At 43.2% G+C, this 11,755-nt stretch carries 11 protein-coding genes; 10 read left to right on the top strand and 1 reads right to left on the bottom strand.

What is annotated here, in order from left to right; all coding sequences use genetic code 11:
* The first annotated feature begins 78 nt into the window (after positions 1-78).
* The 4 genes from ychF to BMW61_RS15635 all read left to right on the top strand — a co-directional run bounded on the left by ychF (position 79) and on the right by BMW61_RS15635 (position 3,530).
* Positions 79-1,176: a redox-regulated ATPase YchF gene (gene ychF / locus BMW61_RS15650; protein WP_026497840.1), complete on the top strand. Its 1,098-nt coding sequence runs from the start codon at positions 79-81 to the stop codon at positions 1,174-1,176.
* A 166-nt stretch (positions 1,177-1,342) separates the two neighbouring features.
* On the top strand, positions 1,343-2,251 hold the full coding sequence (locus BMW61_RS15645; RefSeq protein WP_091823757.1) for a CPBP family intramembrane glutamic endopeptidase: 909 nt from the start codon (positions 1,343-1,345) through the stop codon (positions 2,249-2,251).
* A gap of 17 nt (positions 2,252-2,268) precedes the next feature.
* Complete coding sequence (locus tag BMW61_RS15640; RefSeq protein WP_022761689.1) at positions 2,269-3,336, top strand: SPFH domain-containing protein; 1,068 nt, start codon at positions 2,269-2,271, stop codon at positions 3,334-3,336.
* Positions 3,336-3,530, top strand: coding sequence for a type II toxin-antitoxin system antitoxin (locus tag BMW61_RS15635; RefSeq protein WP_022761688.1), 195 nt, complete (start codon positions 3,336-3,338; stop codon positions 3,528-3,530). The genes BMW61_RS15640 and BMW61_RS15635 overlap by 1 nt, the downstream gene beginning before the upstream one ends.
* 78 nt (positions 3,531-3,608) lie before the next feature.
* Here the strand turns inward: BMW61_RS15635 and BMW61_RS15630 are convergent, their stop codons facing one another.
* Positions 3,609-4,349, bottom strand: coding sequence for a 3'-5' exonuclease family protein (locus BMW61_RS15630; RefSeq protein WP_242876767.1), 741 nt, complete (start codon positions 4,347-4,349; stop codon positions 3,609-3,611).
* A 286-nt stretch (positions 4,350-4,635) separates the two neighbouring features.
* Between BMW61_RS15630 and BMW61_RS15625 the strand changes: the two genes are divergently transcribed.
* From BMW61_RS15625 to murD, 6 genes are all read left to right on the top strand, one after another.
* Positions 4,636-5,385 (top strand): hypothetical protein, encoded by a 750-nt coding sequence (locus tag BMW61_RS15625; RefSeq protein ID WP_091823755.1) that lies wholly within the window; start codon positions 4,636-4,638, stop codon positions 5,383-5,385.
* A 668-nt stretch (positions 5,386-6,053) separates the two neighbouring features.
* Positions 6,054-6,494, top strand: a complete 441-nt coding sequence (gene mraZ / locus BMW61_RS15620; protein ID WP_022761685.1) for a division/cell wall cluster transcriptional repressor MraZ — start codon at positions 6,054-6,056, stop codon at positions 6,492-6,494.
* A gap of 32 nt (positions 6,495-6,526) precedes the next feature.
* Entirely contained in the window at positions 6,527-7,468 is a 942-nt protein-coding gene (gene rsmH / locus BMW61_RS15615; RefSeq protein WP_022761684.1) for a 16S rRNA (cytosine(1402)-N(4))-methyltransferase RsmH, read from the top strand.
* 26 nt (positions 7,469-7,494) lie between these two features.
* Positions 7,495-7,941 carry an FtsB/FtsL family cell division protein gene (locus BMW61_RS15610; RefSeq protein WP_022761683.1) on the top strand — a complete coding sequence of 149 codons (447 nt, stop codon included), beginning with the start codon at positions 7,495-7,497 and terminating at the stop codon, positions 7,939-7,941.
* Positions 7,942-7,949: 8 nt separating this feature from the next.
* Positions 7,950-10,337 (top strand): peptidoglycan D,D-transpeptidase FtsI family protein, encoded by a 2,388-nt coding sequence (locus BMW61_RS15605; protein ID WP_091823773.1) that lies wholly within the window; start codon positions 7,950-7,952, stop codon positions 10,335-10,337.
* A 23-nt stretch (positions 10,338-10,360) separates the two neighbouring features.
* Positions 10,361-11,731: a UDP-N-acetylmuramoyl-L-alanine--D-glutamate ligase gene (gene murD, locus BMW61_RS15600; RefSeq protein WP_091823752.1), complete on the top strand. Its 1,371-nt coding sequence runs from the start codon at positions 10,361-10,363 to the stop codon at positions 11,729-11,731.
* The last annotated feature ends 24 nt before the right edge of the window (positions 11,732-11,755 follow it).

Genomic DNA, 11,755 nt, shown 5'->3' with positions numbered 1-11,755 from the left:
TTTCTGGTGTAAAATGGTGTAGATTTTATAGTAATAATGTTAAGAAATCCCTTAAATAAGGGAAAAAGGAGATAAAAGATGAAACTAGGAATCGTCGGGCTCCCGAACGTCGGAAAGAGTACCCTTTTTAATTCACTTACAAATGCAGGAGCGCTTGCAGCGAACTATCCTTTCGCAACAATTGATCCTAATGTGGGAATCGTTGCTGTACCGGATAAGAGATTGCAGCTCCTCGGTGACCTTTATAATTCCAAGAAGGTAACACCTGCTACAATCGAGTTCGTTGATATAGCAGGTCTTGTAAAAGGCGCATCTAAGGGCGAGGGTCTTGGAAATCAGTTCCTTGCAAACATTCGTGAGACAGATGCAATTGTGCATGTCGTAAGATGCTTCGATGATCCCAATGTGGTTCATGTTGACGGTTCGGTTGACCCTGCAAGAGATATTGAGACAATCAACTTAGAGCTTGTTTTCGCTGATCTCGAGGTTTTGGAGAGAAGAATTGCCAAGACTACCAAGGCAGCAAGAATGGATAAGACAGCAGCCAAGGAACTTGAGCTTCTTAATAAAATTAAGGAAGTTCTCGAGGGCGGCAAGATGGCAAGAGAGCTCGAGCTTGATGATGAGGATGAGAAGGCACTTATGAATACCTACGACCTTCTTACATGGAAACCGGTAATCTATGCAGCTAACGTTCTTGAGGATGATCTTGCTGACGACGGCGCTTCCAATAAATATGTAGCAGCAGTTCGCGAGCTTGCGGCAAAGTCCGGTAGTGAAGTTTTTGTAATCAGTGCTCAGATTGAAGCCGAGATTTCAGAGCTTGAGGCTGATGAGAAGGCTGAGTTCCTTGAGAGTATGGGACTTTCCGAGTCCGGTCTTGATAAGCTTATCGCAGCAAGCTACAGAACTCTCGGTCTTATGAGCTTCCTTACTTCCGGTGAGGATGAGACCAGAGCCTGGACCATCAAAATCGGAACCAAGGCTCCTCAGGCAGCAGGTAAGATCCACACAGACTTTGAGAGAGGTTTCATCAAGGCTGAAGTTATAAATTACGAGGATCTTCTTCGTGAAGGCTCACTTGCAGCAGCAAGAGAGAAGGGCCTTGTAAGAATGGAAGGAAAAGAATACGTCGTTCAGGACGGAGATGTAATACTATTTAGATTCAATGTATAAAAAGAATAGAGGCGTACAAAAGAGGCGTGTTTTGCGCCTCTTTTTATTTTGCCAAATTGGGAAGATAGATGTGTTGACTTTTGATGTATTAATGATATCATAATGATATCAGATAGATGAACGGTTTTGATTCCGGTTCGTCGGAAACAATAAATGGAGGTATGTTATGGAAACTACTCAGTATGACAACAAGACATTATTTAAATACCTTCGATGGGTATTTATCATTGCCTGGGTAATGCAGGTTGCAGTATGGATGCTGTATCAGAACGGAGGGGCGGCGGTAGGTCAGCTCCTGATGGCAGTTATGATGTATGTGCCGCTTGTTGCAACACTGATATCCGGAGTAAAGCTTAAGGGAATGGGCTGGAAGCCTAAATTCAAGGGGAATGTCGGAACACTGCTGTTTTCATGGTTTGGTCCGTTTCTTCTTACACTGATAGGCGCAGCTATATACTTCCTTATTTTCCCTAAGCATCTTGATCTGACAGGACAGTATATAATGGCTGCTTCAGGAGAGGCAGGAGAAGCCGCTATGAAGGCACTTGAAGCACAGGGGCTTACCTATCAGACATACATGCTTATTACATCTGCTTCTTCAGCACTGTATGCACCGCTTTTAAATATGTTCGTAGCGGTCGGTGAGGAAGCAGGCTGGAGAGGATATATGTCTCCCGTCCTTAAGGAGAAATTCGGCAGAACAAAGGGCATCATAATCGGCGGCATTATCTGGGGCATGTGGCACTGGCCTCTCATAGGCTTCATCGGATATGAATACGGCCCCAGCTATTTCGGATTCCCTGTTACAGGAATGCTGGTATTTTGCATATTCACAATTACACTTGGAATTTTGTGTGACGCGGTTTATGAAAAGAGCGGATGTATTTGGTTTCCTGCAATTTTCCACGGATCAATAAATGCCGCAGCAACTATTCCGATAGCGTTATGTGTGCCGGATACCGGCAACTACAGGCTTTTAGGACCTGCACCAAATGGTGTTTTGGCTGGACTGCCAATAATTATCATTGCAATACTAATATTTAAATCAAGATACTTTTCAACAAGGACAGAATAATTCAGGAGGTGAATATTATGAATGAAAATGTAAAAGAAAAAGTTATAACCGGACATAAAAATGGAATGGCAGTAATGATAACAGTTACAGTACTGTATTTACTTGCTATTGTGGTGCTTGTGTTTTCCGCAATGGGACTTGACGGCGCTTCGGTATACATAACTGCCGCATTAGGAGAAGGCGCTAATCTTTTGATTTTTATTATAAGCATAATTTACATAGCGATCGGCTGGTTCCCTTATCTTGGACTTAAGGCTATTAAGCCCGGTGAAGCGCTGGTGCTCACGCTTTTTGGAAAATATGTCGGAACACTTAAAGAGGATGGATTCTACTTTGTAAATCCTTTCTGCACAGCTTTCAATCCTGCTGCTGATACAAAGCTTGGTCAGAGCGGAGATATCGCTGATAATAAGAAGATTGCAGGTATAACTATTAACAGCGGTGAAATGCAGCTCACAGGAGCAGGATCATCAAAGAAGATATCACTTAAGGTTATGACTCTCAGCAATTCCAGACAGAAGGTCAACGATCTTCTCGGTAATCCTGTTGAGGTTGCAGTTGCTGTTATGTGGAAGGTGACTGATACTGCAAAAGCAGTATTTGCTGTTGATAACTTCAAGGAATATCTTTCGCTTCAGAGTGATACGGCTGTAAGAAATGTGGTTAAGCTTTATCCTTATGACATCACCGAAAATGTTGATACCACCGGTGACGGACTGGCTGATGACGGAAGTCTTCGCGGCTCCACGGAACTTGTTGCACGCCGTATCAGAGATGAGATTCAGGTAAAAGTTGCCGATGCCGGAATCGAGATAGTTGATGCAAGAATTACCTACCTTGCTTATGCTCCCGAGATTGCAGCTGCAATGCTTCAGAGACAGCAGGCAGCAGCAGTAGTGGATGCCAGAAAGCTCATTGTTGACGGCGCGGTTGGAATGGTTGAACTTGCTCTTGAGAGACTTAATGAAAAAGAGCTGGTTGAACTTGATGAGGAGAGAAAGGCAGCTATGGTATCCAATCTTCTCGTAGTTCTTTGCGGAAACCATGACGCACAGCCTGTTGTTAACTCAGGAAGTCTGTACTAATGGCAGAGAAAAAGCAGGTCCCGCTTCGCCTGAGTGCCAAGTTGTACGATGCCATCGCTGCCTGGGCAGAGGATGACTTCCGCTCGGTAAACGGACAGATTGAATATCTTCTCACGGAATGTGTGAAGCAGAGAAAAAAAGACGGCAAATATGTTTCAGAACATTTAGATGAGCCGCCGGAACTTGATATTTGAACAAAGCCTTCCCCTCATCCGGCACTTCGTGCCACCTTCCCCCAAAGGGGGAAGGCTTTAATCGAGGAAGGCATAATTTTACAATTTGGCTATTCCGTACGCATCCAGATCATGTCCCAGCAATTCCATAATTCTCAGCTCATCCATTGCATCTATTACTGCGTTGTGAGTTTCGCAGTAACTTGCATTTCCACTGATCATTCTCAATATATTTTCAACGGAATATCCACTTTTCAACCGGCCGCTTTTACATAAAGCGGCACTGGCCGGAATGAAGCTGTTGAACTGCTTATATGCAGCCAGTCTCATGATATCGAACCAATCGAAGTCCGAGAGCTCTTCCAAATGACCGTAGTCAAATTTAGCATTGTAAGCGTATAAACTACCAACACCGTTTTCCCTCAGGTAATTGCTGATGTCAGCCATTGCCGCCTCTCTGGAGGCTACTGCCTTCGGAATGTTTTTCGCAATATTCAGAACGCTTGAATACATCCCGCCTTTTCTGTATTCGGGATCAATAATATAATACTTCGCACCAACACACTTAAAAGTACTCGCATCCGCAAGTGCGATACCGATAGACATTACCTCGTTATACCAATTGGTTTCGGTGTCTATTACAGCGATAGTGCTATGTGAGTTGGGAGCTTCTTGGGGAACTTCTTTTGGAACCGGAGCGGAGGCGCTTTTTAGTGCGCCTTTTGCTATGTTATTTACTGCGGTACTTCTGTTGGATGTTCCTGAACCTCGTTTATTCGATGCATTAGCAGAAGGGTTTTTTATCATATTTAAAAATTCAAGTGAAGTATTGTGACTCATTTTTTAAAAATCCTTTTGGTAAATTTGCATTGCAGCATGTTATATCTTAAATGATTTTGGGTTAAGAGACAATGCCATGAGTAAGTGGCGAGGTTGACAGATACCTCTATATGTGTTTCAATATCTACTATTATTTTTTCCATTTCTTCAATATGAATTCGTCATATTGTTTTTTCCATTTTTGTTTTCATAATTTTTACATAGGGAAAGGAGGAGAACTGTTATATTCCCAAAGTATGATTTTTTATCACAATTACAGGAAAGAGAAGCGTTATTAAAGAGAGAGGTGAATAAGAGAAAAAAACGTATAGCAAATGCGCCGGAAGGCAGTCTTAGAATAGCTACAACGGGAGGGAAGAGCCACTACTATCTTGGGATAAAGGGGCATAGGAAGAGTGAATATATTAAAAGAGAAGATTCTGACCTGGTTAGCGAACTTGCGCAAAAGAGGTATGATTTGAAATTTGTTAGTGAAGCTGAGAAGGAGCAGAAGAGGATTTATTCATTTTTACGGGGCTATTCAGATAATATACCCGGACTTATTTCCGGATATCCTTCGGAATTAAAACAAAAACTCGATTTTGCAGACATGCCTGATGATGATTATGTCCATGATTGGCAACAGTTTGAGTATGTGCCCAAGAAATTTGATGAAGAAATGCCATATCATGTGACGGTAAGAGGAGAAAGAGTACGATCCAAATCTGAGGAGATGATAGCCAACGCATTGTTTTCAAGAGGAATTCCGTATAGGTATGAGTGCCCGATAATTCTGAGTAATGGGCAGGTGCGTTATCCGGATTTTACAATCCTAAAACCGGGGACTAGGGAGGAAATTTTTCTAGAGCATTTAGGGATGCTGGATAATCCTGAATATCTTGAAAATAATATGAAGAAGTTCAGAGAATATGAGAATAACGGAATAATTTTGGGGCGGAATTTGCTTGTTACTTATGAAAGTTCAAAGCAACCGTTAAATTCACGAATAGTGGAGAAGTTTATTGAGGCTCATTTTGGCAAGATATCTGTGCATTAATTCAAAATGGCCAAAACATAGATGCTTTTTTAGGGGGAATCTGTGTTTAGGCTGTAAATTAAGAAAACACAGATGGATATAGTAGGGATGGTCTGTGTTTTGAGAAGAAAAGCCCAAAACACAGAATGCTATAGTGGTTAGAGTCTGTGTTTTGAAAGAAAATGCCCAAAACAAAGAAGGCCATAGCGTTAGGCATCTGTGACCTGGAAGAAAAAGACAAAAACACAGATGGCGACTAATAATGCATCTGTGTTTTGAATGAAAGAACTAAAAACACAGACAGCCCTCGCAGAAAGAGTCTGTGAAATAAAAGAAAACATATAAAACACAGAACCCCTAAAATATTTAATATTTAATAAAAATTTCCCAAATTACTCCAAAAGAACAATACAGACAAGATATGCTAAACAGAAAACTTAAACCACAATATCTTGTATGGGCGAGCCTCCCACCGGACGGTGGGAGGCATTTTTGCGCCTAAATTCAGCGATAAAGCCGCCAGACAGAGGTTGTTAAATGAAGAAAAAAGGTATATTATACATTTAGGTGGAGGAATGTGGTGCAGAGTGGGCGATTGTGGTGGATAATAACACAGACCTGCCAAAAACAATCAATCACAAAAAATAAGTTGACGAATCAGAACAATCCACCTTACCGGTGAAGAAACTATGGGAAAGGCGTACAAAGGCGAATACAGCCATTCAATCGATGCAAAAGGGCGACTGATCATCCCGGCCAAGTTTCGCGATCTGCTGGGAGAGCAGTTTGTGGTAACGAAGGGCTTTGATGGATGTCTTTTTGTGTTTGATCAGGAAGGTTGGGATGCCTTTGAGGAGAAACTCAAGGCGCTGCCTATGGATATACCCGGTGCAAGACAACTTGGAAGATTCTTCATGGCAGGAGCAGATGATGTCGAGCTTGATAAGCAGGGAAGAATACTTCTTAAAGCAAACTGGCTAAGCCACGCTTCTATAGAAAAGGATGCAATTGTTGCAGGTGTCGGCAATAGAGTTGAAATCTGGAGCAAGGAGAAGTGGGAAGAAGCAACAAGCTTTGATGATATCGATAGCATAGCAGCGAAAATGAGTGAATATGGCTTAAGCATCTAAGTCATGTGCCTGGTACAAGGAAAGAAAACAATATGGAATTCAAGCATTACTCAGTGCTTCTAAATGAAGTGATTGAAAACCTGAATATAAAGCCTGACGGCATATACGTTGACGGTACACTGGGCGGTGCGGGACATTCCTCACACATAGCCGAAAAACTCTCTGATAAAGGAAAACTCATTGGAATTGACCAGGACGAAGATGCAATTAAGGCGGCAACAAAGCGCCTCGAACCTTTTGGCGACAGAATCACCGTTATTCGTGACAACTATGAAAATGCGGTAAGCAGAGTAAGAGACCTTGGAATAGAGGGTGTTGACGGAATCCTCCTGGATCTCGGAGTTTCATCCTTTCAGCTGGATAACGAGGAGCGCGGTTTTACCTACAGATTCGACACACCTCTTGATATGAGGATGGACAGACGCCAGGAACTGACCGCGGGAACAATAGTGAATGAATTTTCCGAGATGGAAATATTTCATATTATAAGAAATTACGGCGAAGACAAATTTGCCAAGAACATTGCAAAGCATATAGTAGCGAGAAGAGCGGAAAAGCCTATAGAAACAACCTTTGAACTCAATGAGATTATAAAGGCTGCAATTCCCGCAAGAATGAGAGAAAAGGGAGGGCATCCTTCAAAGAGAACTTATCAGGCGCTGAGAATTGCCTGTAACAGAGAGTTGGATGTTCTGGAGAATTCTCTTGACGGAATGATCGATTTTCTTAATCCCGGAGGAAGAATCTGTGTAATAACCTTCCACTCTCTTGAGGACAGAATAGTAAAGAACAACTTCAGGAAAAATGAAAATCCCTGTACATGCCCGCCGGAGATCCCGATCTGCGTATGCGGCAAGAAATCAAAAGGAAAGGTAATAACAAGAAAACCGATAATTCCTTCCGAAAAGGAACTTGAAGAAAACTCAAGAAGCGCCAGTGCAAAGCTGAGAGTTTTTGAAAAAATAGAATCATGAGGGTGTATAGTAACGAGGAAATATATATGGAAAAGAGATATGTATACGGTAATACCGCAAGACAACTGAATGAGCCAAGAAGACAGACTCGAAGAGAGATGCCGCTCCATGAGGTTAAGCGCAAGGAGGCTAAGAAACGCGCGTCTCACATGAGCCTTGGATATTTGTTGTTTTTGTCACTTGCAGTTTTGGCTACAGGGGTTATACTTACTTGGTATATAACTCTTCAGTCGGAAATAACTTCAAGTGTTAAGGAAGTGTCCACTTTGGAGGCACAGCTCAATACCTTGAAGCAGGACAATGATGAGGCGTATAACAAGGCTGTAAGCAGTCTTGATTTGGAGGAGATAAAGCGAATCGCTATAGGGGAGTACGGTATGACCTATGCTACTGATGGTCAGATCGTATCTTATTCCGGTGGCAGTGGCAATGATTATGTAAGACAGGTTGCACCTATACCGGATGGTAATTGAAAAAAGTTATGAGAACTAAAAGAAGTAAAGCACAAAAATTTACAATAGGGATGAAAAAGAAGCTGTTAGTGCTGTTCATAATAGTACTGACAGCTTTTGTTGGTTTGAGTATCAGACTGATCCTCATAAACAGGGACAACGGTAAGGAATATGAAAAGCAGGTTTTGTCCCAGCAAAAGTATGATTCCAGCACAATACCTTACAGACGCGGTGAGATACTTGATGCCAACGGGACAGTGCTGGCATACAGTGAGAAGGTTTACAACATTGTTCTTGATGCCAAGCTTGTTTTATCGGGAAAAGATAATAAGTATCTGGATCCCACGGTCAGTGCGCTTGTGAGATGCTTTGGCTTTGATGAGGGAGAAATCAGAAACTATATTTCCGATAACCCCGAGTCGCAGTACTATGTCCTGTCAAAACAGCGCACCTATGATGAAATCAGCGAATTCCAGGGGCTTATTACAATAGGCAGCGAAACCTACGACGAAAATGTACAGGGCGTGTGGTTTGAGGAAAACTACATCCGAAAATACCCTAACGGCTCAATGGCATGCGATGTTGTCGGATTTACAACAAGTGACAACAACGGCGTATTCGGACTTGAGGAATATTACAATGATGTCTTAAGCGGCAGTAACGGACGTACCTACGGCTACCTCGACGAGGATTCGAACCTTGAGAGAACAACAATCCCGCCGACGGACGGAAACAGCATAGTTACAACTATAGACGGTAACCTTCAGTCAATCGTCGAGAAGTACCTTCAGGAATTCAATGATACCTATAAGGATGCATTTCGCCAGGGAAACGGCGCGAACAATATCGGTTGTGTGATCATGGATGTCAATAATGGTGATGTCCTTGCGATGGCCAGCTATCCCAAATTTGATCTTAACGATACCAGAAATACCGACAATCTCATCGGAATGCCCAGGGTAGATGAGAGAGGTCTGAAAATAGCGGGCGAGAGTATATATGATTCCGGAGTTTACATTACGCAGGAGATGCTCGATGGCATGAGCGAAGATGAAAAAATGTGGAACCTCAACGCTCTCTGGAGAAATTTCTGTATATCTGATACCTATGAGCCGGGTTCGGTCGCAAAGCCTTTTACAGTGGCAACGGGACTTGAAGCGGGCTGCATTACAGGCAATGAAGTATATGAATGTACCGGAAAAATGGATATCGGCGGACACGAGATTTACTGCCATAACAAGTACGGTGATGGCGCGGTTTCCGTTGAAAGAGGTATAGAGATTTCCTGTAACGTTGCTATGATGAAAATCGGCCAGACAATAGGTGCCGATACCTTCGCGAAATTCCAGAAAAGCTTTGGCTTTGGCCTTAAGACCAATATAGACCTTGCCGGAGAAGCCAGGACGGAAGGACTCACCTACAGTGCAAACGATATGGGTTCCACCGAGCTTGCAACAGGCACGTTCGGACAGGGCTTTAACGTGGACATGATTGAGATGATCTCTGCGTTCAGTTCACTGGTAAACGGCGGCAATTTTTATGAGCCCCATGTTGTAAAGAAAATTCAGAATTCTTCAGGAGCTACGATTAAGAGCATTGAGCCTAAGATACTCAGACAGACAGTCTCGGAGTCGACTTCAAAGAAGGTTATAGAATTCTGTAATCAGGTTGTTGCAGGTGAAGAAGGTACCGGTAAGACTGCAAGACCTGCAGGATATATGATAGGTGGTAAAACAGGTACAGCGGAGACTATTCCGCGTAAGAATCAGCAGTACGTAGTATCTTTCATGGGATATGCTCCCGCTAATGATCCTAAGATTGCGATCTATGTTGTTGTAGACAGACCTAACGCAATGGATCAGGCTGATGCCAAGTTTGCGACAAGAGTTGTAAAAAAGGTGCTTACAGAGGCTCTTCCTTACCTGAACATACCTATGACTGAGCCTGTGACAGAAGAAGAGCAGGCTGAGCTTGATGCTTTGAGAGAGAAGGAAATTATGATGGCAGCTGCTGAGAAGACAGAAGCCACAGTGGATGAGAATGGTAACCCGATTCTTGATGAGAACGGCAATCCGGTTACCGCGGAGCAGGGAACACCTCTTTTGGATGAGGACGGTAATCCGGCGCTGGATGAAAATGGTAATCCTGTTATGCAGAACACCGGCGATGAAGTTTCCGGTGGCGATGCCGAAGATGGAGACCTCGATGAAGACAGTATCTGGGAGAAGATTCCGGAGGATGAACTTCCCGAAAACACTGAGCCTGTATGGAAGTCGTTTGAAATAGACGAGGAAACGGGGTATTATATTGACCCGGAAACAGGCGATCTGATTAATCCCGAGGATGGTCATTCTATCAGCGGTGACGGACTTCCGGACTATAACCCGCCTGAAACTGAAGATTCTGTGGGAGACTGATTTATTATTTGGAAGGAATAACTATGTTAGCTAAAGATATAATCGGCAAAAATGTACTTGTGATAGGAACCGGCATTTCTGGAATAGGAAGTGCGAAATTACTTGGAAAAGTAGGAGCAAAGCCTGTAATTTTTGATGAAAACACAAAGGTTACCGTGGAGGCTGTAAAGGAAAAGCTTGCGGGCTATGAAGGAACGGAACCTGAGATAATTATCGGAGAACTCTCTGATGAAGTTATAAAGGATTTGGTGCTTGTTGTTCCTAGCCCGGCAGTTCCGCTTGATTCGGATCTTATTCTTCGTCTTAAGGAGGTGGGACTCCCTATCTGGAGTGAGATAGAACTCGCTTTCAATTTTGCCAAGGGAAGTCTCGTGGCCATAACGGGAACAAACGGCAAGACTACTACAACAACCCTTGTGGGCGAGATTATGAAGGCTCATTTTGCATCCACATATGTTGTGGGAAATATTGGCTATTCCTATGCGGAGAGAGCTCTTGAGATGACGGATGATACGGTTTCAATCGGAGAGATCAGCAGCTTTCAGCTTGAAGCTGTGGAGAATTTTCATGCGAAGGTTTCCGCGATTCTCAACGTTACTCCGGACCATTTGAACAGACATCACACCATGGAGTGCTATGCCTCCATGAAAGAAAATATTACAAATAATCAGACTAAGGACGACACCTGCGTGCTCAATTATGACAATGAGTATACCAGGGCTTTTGCCGAAAGATGTCCTGCAAAGGTGGTGTTCTTTTCATCATCGGGGAAGCTTGATGAAGGCTTTTTCCTTGACGGAGAGGATATAATGCTCGCCGAAAACGGTAAGGCCGAGAAAGTTATGAATGTTCACGAGATGAACCTCGTCGGAACCTGCAATTATGAGAATGTGATGGCTGCCATCGCAATGGGACTTGCGATGGGAGTTCCTATGGATACAATACTTGGCGTTGTCCGCTCGTTCAAAGCGGTTGAACACCGTATCGAATTTGTTGCCACAAAAAACGGCGTTGATTACTACAACGATTCGAAGGGAACCAATCCCGATGCCGCAATCCAGGGAATAAAGGCTATGTGCAAGCCTACATATCTCATAGGCGGCGGATATGATAAGGGAAGTGAGTACGATGAATGGATCGAGGCTTTTGACGGCAAGGTTAAAAAGCTTGTTCTCATCGGTGTTACCAAGCAGAAGATAGCAGACTGTGCAAAAAAGCATGGTTTTAATGATTATGTATTTATGGAGACTTACGAGGAAGCACTTAAGTATTGCAGTGATAATGCTGTTTCGGGAGAAGCTGTGCTTCTTTCACCCGCCTGTGCAAGCTGGGATATGTTCCCCAGCTATGAGGTAAGAGGGCAGCAGTTCAAGGATTATGTGAATAATCTGTAAGTTTTAAAGGGGGATTTTGTATGG

Source organism: Butyrivibrio sp. ob235, assembly GCF_900109475.1.
Classification (GTDB): Bacteria; Bacillota; Clostridia; order Lachnospirales; family Lachnospiraceae; genus Butyrivibrio.
This window is presented reverse-complemented; position numbering and strand designations above follow the sequence as displayed.

Bases quoted from the DNA above. Each gene is read 5' to 3' on its own strand.
- murD (WP_091823752.1), top strand. From the start codon at position 10,361: ATGTTAGCTAAAGATATAATCGGCAAAAATGTACTTGTGATAGGAACC.
- BMW61_RS15605 (WP_091823773.1), top strand. From the start codon at position 7,950: ATGAGAACTAAAAGAAGTAAAGCACAAAAATTTACAATAGGGATGAAA.
- BMW61_RS15630 (WP_242876767.1), bottom strand. From the start codon at position 4,349: ATGAGTCACAATACTTCACTTGAATTTTTAAATATGATAAAAAACCCT.
- ychF (WP_026497840.1), top strand. From the start codon at position 79: ATGAAACTAGGAATCGTCGGGCTCCCGAACGTCGGAAAGAGTACCCTT.
- mraZ (WP_022761685.1), top strand. From the start codon at position 6,054: ATGGGAAAGGCGTACAAAGGCGAATACAGCCATTCAATCGATGCAAAA.
- BMW61_RS15610 (WP_022761683.1), top strand. From the start codon at position 7,495: ATGGAAAAGAGATATGTATACGGTAATACCGCAAGACAACTGAATGAG.
- BMW61_RS15635 (WP_022761688.1), top strand. From the start codon at position 3,336: ATGGCAGAGAAAAAGCAGGTCCCGCTTCGCCTGAGTGCCAAGTTGTAC.
- BMW61_RS15645 (WP_091823757.1), top strand. From the start codon at position 1,343: ATGGAAACTACTCAGTATGACAACAAGACATTATTTAAATACCTTCGA.
- rsmH (WP_022761684.1), top strand. From the start codon at position 6,527: ATGGAATTCAAGCATTACTCAGTGCTTCTAAATGAAGTGATTGAAAAC.
- BMW61_RS15640 (WP_022761689.1), top strand. From the start codon at position 2,269: ATGAATGAAAATGTAAAAGAAAAAGTTATAACCGGACATAAAAATGGA.